This is a genomic window from Streptomyces sp. A0592, assembly GCF_004795115.1.
GTDB lineage: Bacteria > Actinomycetota > Actinomycetes > Streptomycetales > Streptomycetaceae > Streptomyces > Streptomyces erythrochromogenes.
Map to the genome: position 1 here is coordinate 12,040 of NZ_SSBM01000021.1, position 18,855 is coordinate 30,894.

Consider the following 18,855-nt stretch of genomic DNA (forward strand, 5'->3'; position numbering starts at 1 on the left):
GGACGGATGGGACCGCGCTGTGCGGGGCTACGAAAGCCAGGAGAGCCATCAGGCCGAGGCCGACCATCTCTCGCGCTTCGAGGCCGAGATGGAGCGGCTGAAGAAGGAGCGCGGGAAGGCCGTCCAGCACGCTGAGGACCTGGGATACCAGGTCGAGGTGCTGCGTGCCAAGCTCCACGAGGTACGCCGGGCCCTCGCGTCCCGTCCTGCCTACGACGGTGCGGACATGGGGTACCAGGCGGAGCAGCTGCTCCGCAATGCCCAGATCCAGGCCGACCAGATGCGCTCCGACGCCGAGCGCGAGCTGCGCGACGCCCGGGCGCAGACCCAGCGCATCCTCCAGGAGCACGCCGAGCACCAGGCGCGCCTGCAGGCCGAGCTGCACAGCGAGGCCGTCAACCGCCGCCAGCGGCTGGACCAAGAGCTCAATGAGCGCCGCCAGACCGTCGAGGCGCACGTCAACGAGAACGTGGCCTGGGCGGAGCAGCTGCGCGCCCGTACCGAGGCCCAGGCGCGCCGCCTCATGGAGGAGTCCCGCGCCGAGGCCGAGCAGTCCCTGAACGCGGCCCGCGCCGAGGCCGCCCGGGTCGCCGAGGAGACCCGGCGCCGGCTCGCCGAAGCCTCCGAGGCCGGCCGCGCCGAGGCGGAGTCCACGCTGCTGCGCGCCCGCAAGGAGGCCGAGCGGCTGCTGACGGCCGCCTCCTCGCAGGCGCAGGAGGCCACCCAGCATGCCGAGCGGCTGCGTTCCAGCAGCTCCGCCGAGGCCGAGCAGACCCGGCAGCAGACCCTGGACCTCGGCCGGATCGCCGAATCCCGTGTGCAGGAGGCCGACTCCGCGCTGCGCGAGGCCCGCGCCGAGGCCGAGAAGGTCCTCGCGGAGGCCAAGGAGAGTGCCGCGCGCCAGCTCGCGTCGGCGGAGTCCGTCAACGAGCAGCGCACCCGCACGGCCAAGGAGCAGGTCGCCCGGCTGGTCGGCGAGGCCACCAAGGAGGCCGAACTCCTCAAGGCCGAGGCCGAGCAGGCCCTGGCCGACGCCCGCGCGGACGCCGAGCGGCAGCGCACCGAGGCCGGCGAGCAGGCCCGTACGGCCGCGGCCGAGGACATGGCCGCGCAGCTGGCGAAGGCCGCCCGCACGGCGGAAGACGTCCTGAACAAGGCCTCGGAGGACGCCCGGGCCACCACCCGCGCCGCGTCCGAGGAGGCCGAGCGGATCCGCCGCGAGGCCGAGGCCGAGGCCGACCGGCTGCGCCTGCAGGCCGCGACGACGGCGGACGAGCTCAAGGGCGCCGCGAAGGACGACACCGAGGAGTACCGGGCCCGCACGGTCGAGCTCCAGGAGGAGGCCCGCCGCCTGCGCGGCGAGGCCGAGCAGCTGCGCGCGGAGGCCGTCGCCGAGGGCGAGCGGATCCGCGGCGAGGCCCGCCGCGAGGCGGTCCAGCAGATCGAGGAGGCGGCCAAGACCGCCGAGGAACTGCTCGGCAAGGCCAAGTCGGACGCGGACGAGCTGCGCGCCGGGGCGACCACCGAGAGCGAGCGGGTCCGCGCCGAGGCCGTCGAGCGGGCCGGCACCCTGCGCAAGCAGGCCGAGGAGACCCTGGAGCGCACCCGCGCCGAGGCCGAGCGGCTGCGCGGCGAGGCCGAGGAGCAGGCCGAGGCCGTCCGCGCCGAGGCGGCCGCGGCGGCCCTCGCGCGGCGTGAGGAGACCGAGCAGGCCCTGGCCGCGAAGCGGGCGGAGGCCGACGAGGAGCTCGTACGGCTGCACACGGAGGCCGAGAGCCGGCTGACCACGGCCGAGCAGACGCTGCGCGACGCCCGTACGGCGGCGGAGAACATCCGCCGCGAGACGACCGAGGAGAACGACCGGCTGCGCGCCGAGTCGGCGGAACGCATCCGCACGCTCCAGACGCAGTCCGAGGCGGAGGCCGACCAGCTGCGCACGGACGCGGCGCAGGACGCCGGCCGGGTGCGGGCGGAGGCCGAGCAGGTCGCCGTACGGCTGCGCGGCGAGGCCGAGGCCGAGGCCGAGCGCGTGCGCTCCGAGGCCCAGGAGACCGCGGACCGGCTGCGCGCGGAGGCGAAGGCGGCGGCCGAGCGGGTCGCCGCCGAGGCCGCCGAGGCGCTGGCCGCCGCACAGGAGGAGGCCGCCCGGCGCCGCCGGGAGTCCGAGGAGACCCTGGCCTCGGCCCGCACCGACGCCGACCAGGAGCGGGCGCAGGCCCGCGAACAGAGCGAGGAGCTGCTGGCCGCGGCCCGCCGCCGCTCGGAGGAGGCGCAGGCCGAGGCCGCCCGCCTGACCGAGGAGGCCGAGCGCCGCGCGTCCGAGCTGGTGTCGGCGGCCGAGGCCACCGCCCAGCAGGTGCGCGACTCCGTCGCCGGACTGCACGAGCAGGCCGAGGAGGAGATCTCCGGGCTGCGCAGCGCCGCCGAGCACGTGGCGGAGCGCACGAAGACGGAGGCCGAGGAAGAGGCCGCCCGGGTCCGCGCCGACGCCCACGAGGAGCGGGAGCGGGCCGCCCAGGACGCGGGCCGCATCCGGACCGAGGCGCGCGCGGAGACGGACGCGGCGAAGGCCCTGGCGGAGCGGACCGTCGGCGAGGCGATCGCCGAGGCGGAGCAGCTGCGCGCCGACACCGCCGAGTACGCGCAGCGGGTCCGTACCGAGGCCACGGACGCGCTGGCCGCGTCCGAGCGGGACGCCGCCCGTACCCGGGCCGACGCCCGTGACGACGCCAACCGCATCCGCGGCGAGGCGGCGGAGTCCCTGGAGGCCTCGCGCACCGAGGGCGCGCTGATCACGGCCGAGGCCGCGGCCGAGGCCGCCCGGATCACCGAGGAGACCCGCGCGGCGAACGCGGCCACGGTCGCCGACGCCGAGGCGGAGGCCGCCCGGGTCACCACCGAGGCGGCGGAGGCCGCCGAGGCCGTCCGCACCGAGGCCGCGGCGGCGCTGGACGAGGCCCGGGCCGAGGGCAACCGGCTGCGTACCGAGGCCGCCGAGCAGGTCGACCGGCTCATCACCGAGGCCTCGGCGGAGGCGGACCGCCTCATCGAGGAGACCCGCACCGCGAACGCGGCCACCGTGGGCGAGGCGGCGGAGGAGGCCGAGCGCCTCATCACCCAGGCGGCACGGCTGAAGTCGCAGGCGGCCGAGACGCTGGCGAGCGCCGAGCGGGACGCTGCGAAGATCATGGTCGACTCGCGTGCCGAGGGCGACCGGCTCATCGACGAGACCCGGGTGGCCAACGAGGCCACGGTCGGCGAGGCCGCGGCGGAGGCCGAGCGGCTGCGTGCCGACGCGGCCCGGGTCCTGGAGGACGCCCGCGCGGAGGGCGGCCGGATCATCGGCGAGGCCACCGCGGAGGCGGACCGCGTCACGGTCGCGGCCAACGAGACCCTGGCCGGCGCCGAACGCGACGCCGAGCAGACGCTGGACGAGGCGCGCGCCGAGGCGAACCGGCTGCGCAGCGAGGCGGCCGAGCAGGCGGACCGGCTCATCACCGAGGCGGCGTCCGAGGCGGACAAGCTCACCGAGCAGACCCGCAAGGACAACGAGCGCACGGTCGGCGAGGCGGCGTCCGAGGCGGAGCGGCTGCGCGCCGACGCGTCGGAGGCGCTGTCCTCGGCCCAGGAGCACGCCACCCGCACCCGGTCGGAGGCCGAGCGGGTCAAGGCGGAGGCCGCCGCCGCTGCGGAGCGCACCCGCGCGGAGGCCCGTACGGAGTCCGAGCGGCTGCTGGACGAGGCCCGCGAGGAGGCGAACAAGCGCCGCAGCGAGGCCGCGGAGCAGGTCGACCGCCTCATCACCGAGGCGGCCACCGAAGCCGACAACCTCACCGTCGACGCGCAGAAGCAGGCCCTGGCCGCCACGACGGCGGCCGAGGAGCAGGCCGACGCCATGGTCGACGCGGCCCGCAAGGAGGCGGCGCGGATCACCTCGGAGGCGACCGTCGAGGGCAACTCCCTGGTGGAGAAGGCCCGTACGGACGCGAACGAGCTGCTGGTCGGCGCGCGCACGGACGCCGCTGCCATAAGGGAGCGGGCGGAGGAGCTGCGGGGCCGCGTCGAGGGCGAGGTCGAGGAGCTCCACGAGCGGGCCCGCCGGGAGTCGGCCGAGCAGATGAAGTCGGCCGGAGAGCGTGTGGACAAGCTGGTGCGTGCGGCGACCGAGCAGAGCGTCGAGGCCGAGGCGAAGGCCAAGGAGCTGCTGTCGGACGCGAGCAGCGAGGCGAGCAAGGTGCGCATCGCGGCGGTCCGCAAGGCGGAGGCGCTGCTCAAGGAGGCCGAGCAGAAGAAGGCCGAGCTGGCCCGGGAGGCCGAGAAGGCCCTGGCGGAGGCCAAGGCGGAGGCCGAACGACTCGTCGAGGAGGGCCGCCGTGAGCTGGAGGTCCTGGTCCGTCGGCGGCAGGACATTCAGGGGGAGATCTCCCGTGTCCAGGACGTTCTTGAGGCGTTGGAATCATTCGAGGCGCCTTCGGGTGGCGGGAAGCCCACGGTCGGCGGCCAGGGCTCGGGGGGTGCCAAAGCCGGAGTGTCCGCGGGTTCCACTCGTTCGGGTGGCAAGTCGTCGGAGGGGTAGCCAAGCGGTCCGGGATGTGCGCACCTGATGAAGGTTCAGGCGAACGGGTGACAAGCATTCCGCCGCCTTGCCACTCAAAAGGGGTGTCATTGTCCAGATCAAACGCGGATTGACTCGATGACACGCCGTCTGGGCGCCTAGGATTCCCCTTAACACCTCACGTAGCACCTCATCGGTCTCATTCGACAGGAACCCCATGAGCGACACTTCCTCCCCCTTCGGCTTCGAGCTCGTGCGGCGTGGTTATGACCGCGGTCAGGTGGACGACCGCATTACCAAGCTGGTCTCCGACCGCGACAGCGCCCTTGGACGTATCAACTCTCTGGAAAAGCGGATCGAGGAGCTGCACCTCGAGACGCAGAACGCCCAGGCCCAGGTGAACGACGCCGAGCCGTCGTACGCGGGTCTCGGCGCCCGGGTCGAGAAGATCCTCCGGCTGGCCGAGGAGGAGGCGAAGGACCTGCGCGAGGAGGCCCGTCGCGCGGCCGAGCAGCACCGCGAGCTCGCCGAGTCGGCTGCCCAGCAGGTGCGCAACGACGCCGAGTCGTTCGCGGCCGACCGCAAGTCGAAGGCGGAGGACGAGGGCGTCCGCATCGTCGAGAAGGCCAAGGGCGACGCCTCCACCCTGCGCGCCGAGGCCCAGAAGGACGCGGCCTCCAAGCGCGAGGAGGCCGACGCCCTGTTCGAGGAGACCCGCGCCAAGGCCGCCCAGGCCGCCGCGGACTTCGAGACCAACCTGGCCAAGCGCCGCGAGCAGTCGGAGCGCGACCTGGCCTCCCGCCAGGCCAAGGCCGAGAAGCGCCTCGCGGAGATCGAGCACCGCGCCGAGCAGCTGCGCCTGGAGGCCGAGAAGCTGCGTACGGACGCCGAGCGCCGCGCCCGCCAGACCGTGGAGACCGCACAGCGCCAGGCCGAGGACATCGTGGCCGACGCGAACGCCAAGGCCGACCGGATCCGCAGCGAGTCCGAGCGCGAGCTGGCGGCGCTCACCAACCGTCGCGACTCGATCAACGCGCAGCTGACCAACGTCCGCGAGATGCTGGCGACGCTCACGGGCGCGGCCGTCGCCGCGGCCAACCCGATCGTGGACGACGAGCCGGTCACCCGCGGCGTGCCGGCGCAGCAGAGCCGCTGACCACGGGACATGACCCGCAGGTAGCCATTGAGCCTGATCGAGGGCCCTATGTCACCCATTTGAGGTGGCGTAGGGCCCTCGGGCGTTCTAGCGTGGCGGCATGATCGAGCTCGATGGCCTCACAAAACGATTCGGTGCGAAGACAGCGGTCGACAACCTCAGCTTCCAGGTCAAACCGGGGGTGGTGACCGGCTTCCTCGGCCCCAACGGGGCCGGCAAGTCCACGACGATGCGCATGATGCTCGACCTCGACAACCCGACCAGCGGTGCGGTCCGTATCTACGGCAAGCGCTATCGGGAGCTCCGGGAACCGCTGAAGCACGTCGGGGCGCTGCTGGACGCGAAGGCCATGCACGGTGGCCGCAGCGCGTACAACAACCTTCTCTGCCTGGCCCAGTCGAACGGCATCCCGCAGGGCCGGGTCTCCGAGGTGCTGGACCTGGTCGGGCTGACGGCTGTGGCGAAGAAGAAGTCCAAAGGGTTTTCGCTGGGCATGGGCCAACGGCTCGGAATCGCCTCCGCATTGCTCGGTGATCCGCAGATCCTCATGTTCGACGAGCCTGTCAATGGTCTGGATCCCGAAGGAATTCTCTGGATCCGCAATCTGATGAAGGGCCTGGCGGGAGAGGGGCGCACGATCTTCGTGTCCTCCCACCTGATGAGCGAAATGGCCCTCACCGCAGACCATTTGATCGTCATCGGACAGGGACGCCTGCTGGCCGATACCTCTATGGCTGATTTCATTCACCAGAACTCCCGCAGTTACGTCCGGATGCGCTCGCCGCAGCAGGAGCGGCTCAAGGACGTCCTGCACGAGGCCGGGATCGACGCCGTGAGCGTCCCCGCCACCGGCACGCTGGAGATCGACGGCGTGGGCGCGGAACAGCTCGGCGAGCTGGCCGCCCGGCACCAGATCGTGCTGCACGAACTCAGCCCGCAACGGGCTTCACTGGAGGAAGCGTTCATGCGCATGACGGCGGACTCCGTCGAGTACCACGCCCACGCACCGGGCGAGCCCGGTGCGGCCACCGACAACCCGGCCCGGCCGGCGGACGTCCCCGCCTGGGGCGCCGGCTTCGGCGCCGCCGACTCCACGCGCAAGGGCGGTCAGTGACCATGGCCTTCTCCGCCGTCCTCACGTCCGAGTGGACCAAGATCCGCACCGTCGCCTCCACCAGCTGGACGCTCGCCCTGGCCCTGATCGTCACCGCCGGCTTCGGCGCCCTGATCTCCACCGCGGTCGCGGCGAGCTTCGACGACATGAGCCAGCTCGAACAGGCAACCTTCGACCCCACCCTGGTGAGCTTCGCCGGGATGCAGTTCGGCCAGCTGGCGCTGATCGTCTTCGGCGTCCTGGTGGTCAGCACCGAATACAGCACCGGCATGATCCGTACCTCGCTGGCCGCCGTGCCGGCCCGCGGGAGCTTCCTGTTCGGCAAGCTCACCGTGGCCACGGTGCTGGCCCTGCTGGTCGGGCTGCTGACCAGCTTCGTGTCGTTCTTCCTCAGCCAGGCGATCCTGGGTGACCACGGCACCGGCCTCGACGGGGACAACGTCCTGCGCGCGGTCGTCGGCGCGGGCGTGTACATGGCACTCCTCGCCCTGTTCTCCATGGGCGTCGCCACCATGATGCGCAGCTCGGTCGCCTCGATCAGCATCCTGATCCCGTTCTTCCTGATCGTCACGAACCTCCTCAACGCCTTCGAGGCGACCCGTGACTACGCCCAGTACCTGCCGACCGCGGCCGGGTCGAAGATCATGCAGGTCGTGCCGAACGCCATGGGCAGCGCGGAGTCCCCCTACGGGCCGTGGGGCGGGCTCGGGATCATGCTCCTGTGGGTGGCCGCCGCGGTACTGGGGGGCTACGTCGTCCTCAGGAAGAGGGACGCCTGACGGCCGGCCCCCTCCGGAAGGACTACGGGGGATGCCAGGGTCGGCCTCGGGGACGGGTCAGGGATCCGGCCCGGGGCGGAACCGTAGGATCCTCGCTATCCTCTTAACCCTTACACGGGCGAGAGTCGTCCCGGCCTGGTAAGGGGCAGCAAGATGATCGAGGCAGTCGGCCTGACGAAGCGCTATGGCGCCAAGACCGCCGTCGACCAGTTGTCCTTCCAGGTCAAGCCGGGTCACGTGACGGGTTTCCTGGGGCCGAACGGCTCCGGGAAGTCCACGACCATGCGCATGATCCTCGGCCTGGACCGGCCCACCTCCGGTCATGTCACGATCAACGGCTTCCCCTTCCGGGAGCTGCCGAACGCCCAGCGGCACGTCGGGGCCCTCCTCGACGCCAAGGCCGTGCACGGCGGCCGCCGGGCCCGCACCCACCTGCTGTCCATCGCCCAGCTCTCCGGGATCCCGGAGAAGCGGGTGGACGAGGTGCTGGCCGTCGTCGGGCTCCAGGACGCCGCCCGGCAGCGTACGAAGGGCTTCTCGCTCGGCATGGGCCAGCGCCTCGGGATCGCCACGGCGCTGCTCGGCGACCCGCAGGTGCTCCTGTTCGACGAGCCGGTCAACGGGCTCGACCCCGAGGGCATCCTCTGGGTCCGCAACCTCATGCGCCGGCTGGCCGCCGAGGGCCGCACCGTCTTCGTCTCCTCGCACCTGATGAGCGAGATGGCACTGACCGCCGACCATCTGATCGTCATCGGCCGCGGACGACTGCTGGCCGACATGGGCACGCAGGAGTTCATCGCGCACAACTCGGCCGGATTCGCTCGGGTGCGTGCGGCCGACACCGATCCCGATGGCCGGGACGCGTTGGGTAGGGCCCTCACGAAAGCGGGCGGCCGGGTCCTCCAGGAGCCCGACGGAGCACTGCGCGTGACCGGGCTGGAGCTGCCCCGCATCTGCGACCTCGCGCACGCGGCCGGCGTCCGGCTGTGGGAGCTGTCCCCGCACCATGCCTCGCTGGAGGAGGCGTACATGCGGATGACGCAGTCCGCCGTCGAGTACACCTCCACCGACGACCCGCGGGCCGAGCTGTGGGAACAGGACCCACTGGCCCTCCCGGCCTGGGAGGACGAGCAGGCGGCCCCCGAAGTCCCGCAGGCGGGCTTCTTCGCCCCGCCGCCCCCCGGCGCGGGCGGGAGGCCCTTCCTGATGCCCAGCAATCCCGGCGAGCTCGCGAGCGCCGCCAAGGAAGCCCCAGAGGACACCCGATGACCCGGACGACCACGACGCCGGACCGGCCGCAGAGCTACAGCTCTCCACTGCCTTCGCCGCGGCCGCACCTGGGGCACGCCCTCGCCTCGGAGTGGACCAAGCTGATCTCGATCCGCTCCACCCTGTGGACGCTGGGCGCGCTCGTGCTGACCGTCGTCGGCATCGGGCTGCTCTTCGTCGCGCAGACCTCGGACCGGGACTACGAGTCGATCTCCTTCACCACGCCCGCCCTCTTCGGCCTGATGGTCGGCCAGGTCGCTGTGATGGTCCTCGGCGTGCTGACCATCTCCTCGGAGCACGCCACCGGACTGGTGCGCACGACGTTCACCGCCGCCCCGGACCGCTTCCGGGTGCTCACCGCGAAGTATCTCGTCTTCAGCATCACGGCCTTCGTCGCCACGACGCTGTCCGTCTTCGTGGTCGGGATCGCCGCCTCGCTCACCCACGGCGGGGCCGCCGCCGGCCCGCACACGACCGACGAGTGGCTGGGCGCCGCGGCCGGCTGCCTCTACGTCACCCTGCTCGGCGTGCTCGCCCTCGCGATCGGCGCGCTGGTGCGGCACTCGGCGGGGGCCATCGCCGTCATGCTCGGCGTGGTCACGCTTCCGCCGGTGCTGGGCGCCATGCTCATCGTCTGGGAGGCCGTGGCCCCCATCGGGCGGGAGATCCTCCAGCGCAACGTGCCGGTGGCGCTGAGCCAGCTGTTCGGCATGGAGGAGGGCGGCGACATGGGCGTGGCGCCCAGCAACCTCTCCAACGTGCTGATCATCGTGCTGATCACGGGCGCGACGGTGGCCGCCTCGTACGTGATGGTCGGCCGCCGGGACGTCTAGGGCGTGTCTTGCGGAGCTCCGGCCGGGGTCAGTACTTCGGCGCGTTGCGGGACCGCTGCACCTTCGTGGTGCGGCGGTCCTTCGCGTTCCAGCAGGCCTTGTGCCAGTGCCGCCGGTCGTCCACGCCGCCGTACTCGGGCCAGGCCACCAGGTGCGGGGTGCCGGAGGGGATCTCCTGGTCGCAGCCGGGGCAGCGGTAGCGCTTGCCCGCCGCGCTCGCGCCCGCGACGTGTCTGACCTTCCAGTCCTCGCCCTGGTACTCCTCGGTGCGCTCCAGCCCGAAGCGGTCCAGGCCGATACCGGGGCGGTCGTCCGGGTTCTCGCCGCCCCTCGGGCGGTTGTTGCGCGGTGACACGTATACCTCACGGATGAGCCGACGGCAGTGACTTTCTTCCAGACTACGCGCAGCGAGGCCGGGTACCCGCAGGGTGTCCACGGGGGGACGGGCCGATGGCCGGTACTGGCCCGACAATCCCAATAACTTTCCTGTCAGCCCGTGCCTTTGGCACGTGTCAGACGTTGTTGCCATAGGAAGAACCGGTCCACCTGGGGGAGGCCGCGTCAGCCGCGAGGAGGATAAAGGCGATGCGCGTAGGAGCGTTTGTACTGGCGGCCCAGTTCCCGGGCCAGGGACAGGGCGAGGCACTGCACCGGGCGGTGCGCACCGCGGAGGTGGCGGAGGAGGCCGGGCTCGACTCGGTCTGGCTCGCCGAGCACCACTTCGTCCCGTACGGGGTCTGCCCGTCGGCGGTGACCCTGGCGGGCCTGCTGCTGGGCCGGACCCGCCGGCTGCGGGTGGGCACGGCGGTCAGCGTGCTGCCGAGCACGCACCCGGTCGCCCTCGGGGAGCAGGCGGCGCTGCTGCACGTGGCGTCGGGCGGCCGTTTCACCCTGGGGGTGGGGCGCGGCGGGCCGTGGGTGGACCTGGAGGTCTTCGGAGGCGGCCTGGACGCCTACGAGAACGGCTTCCCGGAGTCCCTGGACCTGCTGCGCCGGTGGCTCACCGGGGCGCGGGTGGGCGCCGCCGGGAAGCGGTACGCCTTCCGCGAGGTGGCCGTCGTACCGCGGACGTCGGAGGCCCTGGACGGGGACGGATCGGGCCCTGAGGTCATCGTGGCCTGCACCTCGCCGTCATCGGTGCGGATGGCCGCGCAGCGGGGGCTGCCGATGCTGCTGGGCATGCACTGCGGTGACGAGAACAAGGCCGAGATGGTCGCCCTGTGGCGCAGCACGGCACTGGCGGCGGGCCACTCCCCCGAGCACGTCGCCGGGGCCGGGCACGTCTCCGCCGGGGTGTGCCAGATCGCGGACAGCACCGCCGACGCGCGCGAGACCCTGCTGAAGTCCATGCCGGGCTGGCTCAGGCTGGGCCTGGACGCGCACGTGACCGTGGACGGCCGCGTGCGCGCGATGCGGGATCCCGTCGCCTACACGGAACTGCTGTGCGACCTGCACCCGGTGGGCACCCCGGAGCTGGCGGCCGATCGTCTGGCGGCCACCTCCGCGCGCACGGGCATCACGCGTTTCGCCCTCCTGACGGAGGGCTCCGGAGATCTCGCCGCGACGGAGGAGAACGTACGACGACTCGGCGCCGAAGTCCTGCCCCGTCTCGGCTGAGATCTACCGGCTCGGGCCCTGGCTCAGCAGTCCCGCATTTCCGGCGACTGGTTGAGCAGCTGACCGCGTATCGAAGTGAACTTGGCCAGCCGGTCGTCCACCGAGGGATCCAGCGGGAAGACCGCCACCCGGTGACAGTTCTGGAATGCCAGGCGCACTCCGAAGTGCCGCTGCAGCGCACCGCGTATCGCGTCACTCGCGAGTGCGCGCAACAGCTGCCCACGCGCCTGCTCGTCGGGCGGCGGCGTCTGGTTGTCGGCGAACTGTCCGCCGTCCACCTTCAGCTGGGCCACCAGCGAGCTGATCATCTCCCATGCATAGGGCAGGGAGGTCCGGACGCAGTCGACGAAAGCGGCTTCATCGACCTCGCCTCGCTCGGCCTGTTCGAGTAGGGCCGGTGAGACGTCGAGCGACATGGGTTCTCCTCTCGCGACCCCGGCTGACTGGTTGCCGGAGTCTTACGGGCAGGGAAGGAGATCGCGACGCAGAGTGCACGCTCGACAACCTCCCGCTCACCACGGTAGGCGCCCACTGGGTGACGCACCAGGAGAATGCGCATACAACGCGCCATCGGCGAACGGGGCTTTCAGGGGCGAATCGCGTGGAGGGCCGTAGGTCGAGTAGCGTTGCCGACCATGCGTCTCGTGATTGCCCGCTGCTCCGTCGACTATGCGGGCCGGCTCACCGCCCACCTGCCCTCGGCACCCCGTCTGATCCTCGTGAAGGCCGACGGCAGTGTCTCGATCCACGCGGACGACCGGGCGTACAAACCGCTCAACTGGATGTCGCCGCCGTGCACCCTCAAAGAGGGGAGCGGGGACGACGCCGGTGTGTGGACGGTCGTCAACAAGGCGGGCGAGAAGCTCATCATCACCATGGAAGAAGTCCTCCACGACTCCTCCCACGAGCTCGGCACCGACCCCGGGCTCATCAAGGACGGCGTCGAGGCGCACCTCCAGGAGCTGCTCGCCGACCGCATCGAGACCCTCGGCGAGGGGTACACGCTGATCCGGCGCGAATACATGACGGCGATCGGCCCGGTCGACATCCTGTGCCGGGACGCCTCGGGCGCGACGGTGGCCGTGGAGATCAAGCGCCGCGGCGAGATCGACGGCGTGGAGCAGCTGACCCGCTACCTGGAGCTGCTCAACCGCGATCCGCACCTGGCCCCGGTCCGCGGCGTCTTCGCCGCGCAGGAGATCAAGCCGCAGGCGAAGGTGCTGGCGACGGACCGCGGGATGGACTGCGTGGTCCTGGACTACAACGCCCTGCGCGGTATCGAGGACGACAAGCTCCGCCTGTTCTGACCCCTGTTGAAACGAAACGGCTCCGTCCTCACGGACGGAGCCGTCGGTGTTTCAGGGGGTGGTGACCGGTGAGGTGGCGGTGGCCGTACCCGTTACCGTGCCGGTTTCCGTGGGAGTCGGCGCGGCGGTCTCCGTCGGCTCCTGGGTCGGCGTCTGGGAGGTCGTCGGGGTCGAAGTGGACGTTGGCGCCTGGGAGTTCCGGGGTGTCGCGGACGGGCGCTTGGACGGGGTACGGCCGGGTGTGCGGCCGGGGGCCGGGGCGCCGCTCGTACCCGCGGCCGGGACCGTGGCGTCCTCCGAGGGGGCCGTGGCGGGCGCCTCCGGCGCAGGAACGTTCCCTCCGGTCTCCTGGGCCGTAGAGGGCGTCCTGGAGGCCTCCGGGGTCGAGGAGACGGCGGGCCCCTGCGCGGGCGGCTCGCTGTCCGAGGAGCCCATCGCGAAGCTCACGACGGTTCCCAGCGCGACCGCCGTCAGCGCTCCCGCCGCGGCCAGCAGCACGAGCTTGCGGCGGCCTGCGTCCCGGCCGGCCGGCGCGGCCGGAACCGGTGCCGCGGGGGCGGGCGAGTCCTGCTTCGGCGACAGCGGGAAGGCGTCCTCGAACACCGCCGACAGCGTCGTGGGCGGCTCGGAGCTCCGGCTCACGGGCACCACCGGGGTCATCCGCGTGACGGCCTCGGAGGAGACCGGGACCGGAGCAACGGCCGGGGCCGCGGGGGCCCCGGCGGTCAGCGGCGAGGCGGGGAGGGCCGGTGCCGGGCGGGCGGCCGGTGCCGGGCGGGCGGCCGGCGAGTTCCGGGGGGCCGCTGCCGGGCGGGCGGCCGCAGCGGGCCGGACGGCCGGGGTCCTCCGGGTGTCGGGGATCTTGGCGGCGGCGGGGGTCGCCGCCTCGGTGGCCGGGGTCGCCACCGTCACGGCCTCCGAGGCCTCCGAGGCCGCCGAGGCCGCCGAGGCCGCCGAGGCCGCCGCGGGCGCTTCCAGGCGCAGCGGCGGCGATGCCGCCGCCCCCGCGGTCTCACGGTCCACGACCAGCGCCAGCGCCCGCCGGCCCGCGACGGTGCCCCGCTTGTCGGCGAGCGCGCCCCGCAGCCCGATCGAGGTCTCCAGCTCGGCGCGGGCCCGGTCGAGCCGCCCCTCGCACAGCGCGAGCACCCCGAGCTCGTGGTGGAAGTACGCCTGCTCGGCGACCTCTCCCGCCTTGCGCGCGGCCTCGGCCCCCGAGCGCAGCACCCGCTCCCAGGCCTCCCAGTGCAGCGAGGCCGCGAAGGCGGGGGCGGCCGTGCGCGCCAGCACCGCCGCTGCCACCACGTCCGCGCCGGCCAGCGCCGCGAGCACCGCGTCCGCCTCCGCCGCCACCCGCTCCGGGACCACCGAGGCGTGGCCGGTCCACCAGGCGTAGTGCCGGGCGGCCGTACGGGCCTCCTCCGACGCGGTGTCCCCGTAGCCGACGTCCTCCAGCTGGCGGGCGACGCCGGCGGCCAGCCGGTAGCGCGTCCCGACGGGCGTCAGCAGCCCGCAGGCCAGCAGCTCGGCCACCGCGGTGTCGGCGTGGGTGTCCCCCACGAGCGCCGGCAGGTGGGCGTGGTGCGGCAGTTCGCCGCCCAGCGCGCAGGCGATCCGCAGGGCCGCCCGAGCGGACTCGCTGACGCGCGACGCCAGCAGCTCCGCCGGGGCCGCGCCCTCGGCGAGCGTCGGCAGCGGGACCAGTCCGCTGTCGCGCGGGCGCTCCTCGAAGACGCCCGGCTCCTCCTCGTCGTCGTCCTCATCGCTGTGGTTGAGCTCGTCGCGCTGGCGCAGCATCGCGGCGGCCTGCACGAAGCGCAGCGGCAGCCCCTCGGAGGCGAACCCGAGGTCGCCCGCCCAGGCGGCCTCCTCGTCCGTCAGCGGGCGTCCCAGGCCCGCCTCCAGCAGGGCCGCGCAGTCGGCCTTGGCGAGGCCGGTGAGGAAGACCTCTTCGATGTGGGAGTCGTCGGAGGGGGCCTTGGTGTCGGGGGTGGCCGCCAGCAGGTAGGCGCATTCGGGGGTGGCGCGCAGCAGCTCGTCGAGAGCGCTCCCGCCCATCTCCAGGTCGTCGAGGAGGACGACGGCCCCGATGTCGCGCACGCGGGCCAGGAGCTCGTCGCGTTCGGGGCGGTCCCGCGGGGCGTCGTACACGGTCGCGTAGAGCGCGTGGAGCAGTTCCCCGGGCTGCTGGTGCCCGTGGCCGCTGAGCCGTACGACACCGTCGGGGGCGACGCCCGCGCACTGGGCGGCGACCGCGTCGAGCAGCGCGCTGCGGCCGGACCCGGACGGCCCGGTCAGGCGGACGGAGCGGCCGCGGCCCAGCAGCCGGACGAGCCGTTCCAGCTCCTCGCCCCGGGCGAGCAGGGGCCGGGCGGATATCGGGGGTCCCGGGAGTACGGGCGGTCTGGCGGCGGCGTCCCGGGCCGCACGGGCGGCGGCGTCGCGCTTGGCGGGGCGGGCGCGCTCGGTACCCGGTCGCAGCGGTTCGATCTCGCTGCCGTCCACGGGGTTGACGGTGAGGGTGAAGTCGCCGGCGGTCAGGGTGACGACCCGCCCGGGCCCGGCGGCCCCGGGAGACGCCGGCCCGGGGGACGCGGGCGCGGAGGCGGGGGGCGCGGTGCCGCCTGCGGCCTGTTCGTCCCGCTCGCTCTGCCCTTGTGTACGGTCCATGACCCAGTCCCCCGATCGCGGGCCGCGCGCCTCGCCGTCGTACCGCCCGGCCGTCGCGCACCCGCTGTCGCCACTTGGTCCGGTTTCCGCCCGAACCCTAGACCGTGGCCGGGTGTGCGGGAAACCGCAGGGGCTCGATCACCACCGGACCGTTACTTTCCGCAGGAAATGCAAAGGTCAGCGGCTTGCGGTTCAGACCCTGGGCAGGGACTCGGCTTCCAGGCCGCCCTCGATCGCGAGGATCCGGTGCAGCCGGGTCGCCACGAGCAGCCGCTGCATCTGCGGCGGCACCCCGCGCAGGACGAGCCGGCGTCCGGTCCGGCCGGCCCTGCGGTGCGCGCCCATGATCACGCCGAGGCCGGTGGCGTCCCAGGAGTCGAGCCCGGTGAGGTCGAGCACGAGGTCGCCCTGGCCGTCGTCGAGGGCGGTGTGGAGGGCCGTACGGGCGTCCGCCGCGCTGCGCACGTCGAGGCGGCCCCCGACAGCGAGTTCGGCGTGGTCGCCCCTGATGTGCATGTGTACTCCCGGCAGTACTGCGTACGTATGGCAACTGGTCCGTGGTCGGCAACTCTCACTGCAACTGACTGCCGCGCGGGCAGGGAAGTTGCCGACCGTGAGCGAACCGATACCTAATTCACCCTGACGGGTGAAGGCATTCGAACGATGGCGCTCAGTGGCTGGACCGTTCTCAGTGCTTGTAGAAACCCTGGCCGCTCTTGCGGCCGATGTCCCCGGCGTCCACCATGCGGCGCATGAGCTCCGGCGGCGCGAACTTCTCGTCCTGGGACTCGGTGTAGATGTTGCTGGTGGCGTGCAGCAGGATGTCGACGCCCGTGAGGTCGGCGGTGGCCAGCGGGCCCATCGCGTGGCCGAAGCCCAGCTTGCAGGCGATGTCGATGTCCTCGGCGGAGGCGACGCCCGATTCGTACAGCTTGGCGGCCTCGACGACCAGCGCGGAGATCAGACGGGTCGTCACGAAGCCGGCGACGTCGCGGTTGACGACGATGCAGGTCTTGCCGACGGACTCGGCGAACGCCCTGGTGGTGGCGAGGGTTTCGTCGCTCGTCTTGTAGCCGCGGACCAGCTCGCACAGCTGCATCATCGGGACGGGCGAGAAGAAGTGCGCGCCGACGACCCGCTCCGGACGCTCCGTCACGGCCGCGATCTTGGTGATCGGGATGGCGGAGGTGTTGGAGGCGAGGATGGCGTCCTCGCGCACGATCTTGTCGAGGGCGCGGAAGATCTCGTGCTTGATCTCGATCTTCTCGAAGGCCGCTTCCACCACGATGTCGACGTCGGCGACCGCGTCCAGGTCGGTGGTCGTCGTGATGCGGGCGAGCGCAGCCTCGGCGTCCTCGGCGGTCAGCTTGCCCTTGGAGACGAACTTGTCGTACGAGGCCTTGATCCCGTCCGTGCCCCGGGTCAGCGCGGCGTCGGTGACATCGCGCAGCACGACGTCCCATCCCGCCTGAGCGGAGACCTGAGCGATCCCGGAACCCATGAGTCCCGCACCGATGACGGCGAGCTTCCCAGCCACTGCACACCCCTCGTTGTTCTCAAATACGGCACGGCTTCACAGCCACTCCGGCGGAGACTAGCGCCCGGGGGGTGCGGTGTGACCGCGAAGTAACACGCGTCACGTCTCAGATGACGGACATCACACCGGTACAGCCCAGCAGCCGTGCTCCGTCGTCCAGTTCATGTGACGTGGGTCCCGGCGCACCGCTCGGCCAGTACGCGCAGCCGTCGCAGCTCCCTGCGCGCGACGCCCGGGCGGCCGAGTTCGACGGCCGCGCCGCGGCCCGCGAGGTAGTGCGCGTCCGCCCTGGCCTGCGCGTCCGCCTCCGGCAGCGCACAGATCTCCCGTTGCAGGAAGCGGAGCTGCTGGAGGAGGTCGCGGGCCGTGGGCATGTGCGCCGCCGTGGGCCCGTACTCCGCCCGCAGTGCGTCCTTCGCGTAGTCCCAGACCCGCGCGTCGTGCTCGGCGGCACCCGGCTCGCCCGGGTGGTGCGGGTGCCCGGCCCACCGGGCGGCGTGCTCGCGCAGGTCGTCGACATGCCGGAGGGCCTCCCCCAGTCGCCCGGCGGCCACGGCGGCCCGACCGGCCGCGGCGCACTCGGCCGGTTCGGCGAGGTGGTCCGGACCCGGCGCGTGGCGGGTGCCGAGGAAGCCCGCCAGGAGGTCGATCTGCTGGGCGGCCTCGGCCAGCCGCCACAGGTAGTACGTCTCGGTCACGCGGCTCCTCCCCCGGCTCCCGGGACTCCGGCGGCCCCACCGGACCGTACGGGAGCGGCGGCGACCGCGCCCGGAATTTCCCCGGCAGGCCCGTCTACCCTGGCCGCATGGTGAACCTCACGCGCATCTACACCCGTACCGGCGACAAGGGCACGACCGCCCTGGGCGACATGAGCCGCACGGCCAAGACCGACCTGCGGATCTCCGCGTACGCCGACGCCAACGAGGCCAACGCGGCCATCGGGACGGCCATCGCGCTGGGCGCCCTGCCCGCCGAGGTCGTGAAGGTCCTGGTGCGGGTGCAGAACGACCTGTTCGACGTGGGCGCGGACCTGTGCACCCCGGTCGTCGAGAACCCGGAGTACCCGCCGCTGCGCGTGGAGCAGTTCTACGTCGACAAGCTGGAGGCCGACTGCGACCTCTTCCTGGAGCAGGTGGAGAAGCTGCGCAGCTTCATCCTGCCCGGCGGCACCCCCGGCGCGGCCCTGCTGCACCAGGCCTGCACGGTGGTCCGGCGCGCCGAGCGGTCGACGTGGTCGGCGCTGGAGGTGCACGGGGAGTCGATGAACCCGCTCACCGCCACCTACCTCAACCGCCTCTCCGACCTCCTGTTCATCCTGGCTCGGGTGGCCAACAAGGAGGTCGGGGACGTGCTGTGGGTGCCGGGCGGCGAGCGGTAGTCCGCGGGGCGCCCTACCGGGTCTTCGCGAGCGGGGGCCGGTCCTCCGCGTCGGCGCCCGCGGGCGCCTTCGGCGGCCACACCGTGTAGCCGACCGCGACGAGCGCGTGGATGGCGACCGCCCGCAGGGCGCCGGACTGCCACGCCCGCAGCGAGCTGATGTCGCCCGCGTCGCCCACGTACCAGATCGCCGCCTGGAGCAGGCCGACACCGACGGCGGCGGCGAGGACGGTCCGGGTCCACAGCTTCCACTCGTGCACGGCCCGGGCCTTCCCGTAGCCGGCACCGGCCGGCTTGGGCCCTCCGGCCAGCCGGTGGGCGGCGTGCCCGTCGAGCCACTTGATCGTGTAGTGGCCGTAGGCGACGGTGTAGCCGATGTAGAGGGCGGCCACGCCGTGCTTCCAGTCCGGCTCGGCGCCGTTCTTCAGGTCGATCGTGGTGACGACGAGCAGCACCAGCTCCATCAGGGGCTCACACAGCAGGACCGCGGCCCCCAGCCGCGGCATCTTCGCGAGGTACCGCAGGGCGAGCCCTGCCGCCAGCAGGACCCAGAAGCCGATCTCACAGGCGATGATCAGCGCGACGATCACGGGGCTCTCCGTCCCTCGGGTTGGTCGTTCCCCTCAAGCCTCCCGTCCGCC

16 protein-coding genes are annotated in these 18,855 nt (G+C 72.8%); 9 read left to right on the forward strand and 7 right to left on the reverse strand.

Features of this window, described 5'->3' with window-relative positions; all coding sequences use genetic code 11:
* Positions 1–19 precede the first annotated feature (19 nt).
* From scy to E6U81_RS26060, 6 genes are all read left to right on the forward strand, one after another.
* Positions 20–4,576, forward strand: coding sequence for a polarized growth protein Scy (scy, locus tag E6U81_RS26035; protein WP_206310015.1), 4,557 nt, complete (start codon positions 20–22; stop codon positions 4,574–4,576).
* Between the two features lie 196 nt (positions 4,577–4,772).
* On the forward strand, positions 4,773–5,711 hold the full coding sequence (locus E6U81_RS26040; RefSeq protein ID WP_030386920.1) for a cellulose-binding protein: 939 nt from the start codon (positions 4,773–4,775) through the stop codon (positions 5,709–5,711).
* A gap of 100 nt (positions 5,712–5,811) precedes the next feature.
* A complete protein-coding gene (locus E6U81_RS26045; protein WP_136232526.1) occupies positions 5,812–6,825 on the forward strand; it encodes an ATP-binding cassette domain-containing protein in 1,014 nt (337 codons plus the stop codon).
* Between the two features lie 2 nt (positions 6,826–6,827).
* Positions 6,828–7,604, forward strand: coding sequence for an ABC transporter permease subunit (locus tag E6U81_RS26050; protein WP_136232527.1), 777 nt, complete (start codon positions 6,828–6,830; stop codon positions 7,602–7,604).
* Positions 7,605–7,757: 153 nt separating this feature from the next.
* Positions 7,758–8,873 (forward strand): ABC transporter ATP-binding protein, encoded by a 1,116-nt coding sequence (locus E6U81_RS26055; RefSeq protein ID WP_136232528.1) that lies wholly within the window; start codon positions 7,758–7,760, stop codon positions 8,871–8,873.
* Positions 8,870–9,706, forward strand: coding sequence for an ABC transporter permease (locus tag E6U81_RS26060; RefSeq protein ID WP_136232529.1), 837 nt, complete (start codon positions 8,870–8,872; stop codon positions 9,704–9,706). Before E6U81_RS26055 ends, E6U81_RS26060 begins: the two co-directional genes overlap by 4 nt.
* A 28-nt stretch (positions 9,707–9,734) precedes the next feature.
* Here the strand turns inward: E6U81_RS26060 and E6U81_RS26065 are convergent, their stop codons facing one another.
* A complete protein-coding gene (locus E6U81_RS26065; protein ID WP_031148297.1) occupies positions 9,735–10,061 on the reverse strand; it encodes a hypothetical protein in 327 nt (108 codons plus the stop codon).
* A gap of 230 nt (positions 10,062–10,291) precedes the next feature.
* Between E6U81_RS26065 and E6U81_RS26070 the strand changes: the two genes are divergently transcribed.
* Positions 10,292–11,323, forward strand: a complete 1,032-nt coding sequence (locus E6U81_RS26070) for an LLM class flavin-dependent oxidoreductase (protein WP_136232530.1) — start codon at positions 10,292–10,294, stop codon at positions 11,321–11,323.
* 23 nt (positions 11,324–11,346) lie between these two features.
* Here E6U81_RS26070 and E6U81_RS26075 read toward each other — a convergent pair whose 3' ends face one another.
* Positions 11,347–11,739 (reverse strand): SCO5389 family protein, encoded by a 393-nt coding sequence (locus E6U81_RS26075; RefSeq protein WP_052873715.1) that lies wholly within the window; start codon positions 11,737–11,739, stop codon positions 11,347–11,349.
* Between the two features lie 219 nt (positions 11,740–11,958).
* On the opposite strand from E6U81_RS26075, the gene nucS reads away from it, so the two are divergent.
* Positions 11,959–12,630, forward strand: a complete 672-nt coding sequence (nucS, locus tag E6U81_RS26080) for an endonuclease NucS (RefSeq protein WP_031148292.1) — start codon at positions 11,959–11,961, stop codon at positions 12,628–12,630.
* 51 nt (positions 12,631–12,681) lie between these two features.
* On the opposite strand, the gene E6U81_RS26085 is transcribed toward nucS, so the two are convergent.
* From E6U81_RS26085 to E6U81_RS26100, 4 genes are all read right to left on the reverse strand, one after another.
* Positions 12,682–15,300, reverse strand: a complete 2,619-nt coding sequence (locus tag E6U81_RS26085; RefSeq protein ID WP_136232531.1) for an ATP-binding protein — start codon at positions 15,298–15,300, stop codon at positions 12,682–12,684.
* A 192-nt stretch (positions 15,301–15,492) separates the two neighbouring features.
* A complete protein-coding gene (locus E6U81_RS26090; protein WP_030386930.1) occupies positions 15,493–15,816 on the reverse strand; it encodes an STAS domain-containing protein in 324 nt (107 codons plus the stop codon).
* A 172-nt stretch (positions 15,817–15,988) separates the two neighbouring features.
* Positions 15,989–16,837, reverse strand: a complete 849-nt coding sequence (locus E6U81_RS26095) for a 3-hydroxyacyl-CoA dehydrogenase family protein (protein ID WP_030708166.1) — start codon at positions 16,835–16,837, stop codon at positions 15,989–15,991.
* Positions 16,838–16,998: 161 nt separating this feature from the next.
* Entirely contained in the window at positions 16,999–17,535 is a 537-nt protein-coding gene (locus E6U81_RS26100; RefSeq protein ID WP_136232532.1) for a hypothetical protein, read from the reverse strand.
* A 107-nt stretch (positions 17,536–17,642) separates the two neighbouring features.
* Here E6U81_RS26100 and E6U81_RS26105 point away from each other — a divergent pair, with 107 nt between their 5' ends.
* A complete protein-coding gene (locus tag E6U81_RS26105) occupies positions 17,643–18,215 on the forward strand; it encodes a cob(I)yrinic acid a,c-diamide adenosyltransferase (protein ID WP_136232533.1) in 573 nt (190 codons plus the stop codon).
* A 13-nt stretch (positions 18,216–18,228) separates the two neighbouring features.
* On the opposite strand, the gene E6U81_RS26110 is transcribed toward E6U81_RS26105, so the two are convergent.
* Complete coding sequence (locus E6U81_RS26110) at positions 18,229–18,804, reverse strand: hypothetical protein (protein WP_136232534.1); 576 nt, start codon at positions 18,802–18,804, stop codon at positions 18,229–18,231.
* Positions 18,805–18,855: the final 51 nt, after the last annotated feature.

Excerpts from the sequence above, each read along its gene's own strand:
- E6U81_RS26075 (WP_052873715.1), bottom strand. The coding sequence starts at position 11,739 with ATGTCGCTCGACGTCTCACCGGCCCTACTCGAACAGGCCGAGCGAGGC.
- E6U81_RS26070 (WP_136232530.1), top strand. The coding sequence starts at position 10,292 with ATGCGCGTAGGAGCGTTTGTACTGGCGGCCCAGTTCCCGGGCCAGGGA.
- E6U81_RS26045 (WP_136232526.1), top strand. The coding sequence starts at position 5,812 with ATGATCGAGCTCGATGGCCTCACAAAACGATTCGGTGCGAAGACAGCG.
- E6U81_RS26060 (WP_136232529.1), top strand. The coding sequence starts at position 8,870 with ATGACCCGGACGACCACGACGCCGGACCGGCCGCAGAGCTACAGCTCT.
- E6U81_RS26055 (WP_136232528.1), top strand. The coding sequence starts at position 7,758 with ATGATCGAGGCAGTCGGCCTGACGAAGCGCTATGGCGCCAAGACCGCC.
- E6U81_RS26090 (WP_030386930.1), bottom strand. The coding sequence starts at position 15,816 with ATGCACATCAGGGGCGACCACGCCGAACTCGCTGTCGGGGGCCGCCTC.
- E6U81_RS26050 (WP_136232527.1), top strand. The coding sequence starts at position 6,828 with ATGGCCTTCTCCGCCGTCCTCACGTCCGAGTGGACCAAGATCCGCACC.
- nucS (WP_031148292.1), top strand. The coding sequence starts at position 11,959 with ATGCGTCTCGTGATTGCCCGCTGCTCCGTCGACTATGCGGGCCGGCTC.
- E6U81_RS26085 (WP_136232531.1), bottom strand. The coding sequence starts at position 15,300 with ATGGACCGTACACAAGGGCAGAGCGAGCGGGACGAACAGGCCGCAGGC.
- E6U81_RS26040 (WP_030386920.1), top strand. The coding sequence starts at position 4,773 with ATGAGCGACACTTCCTCCCCCTTCGGCTTCGAGCTCGTGCGGCGTGGT.
- E6U81_RS26105 (WP_136232533.1), top strand. The coding sequence starts at position 17,643 with ATGGTGAACCTCACGCGCATCTACACCCGTACCGGCGACAAGGGCACG.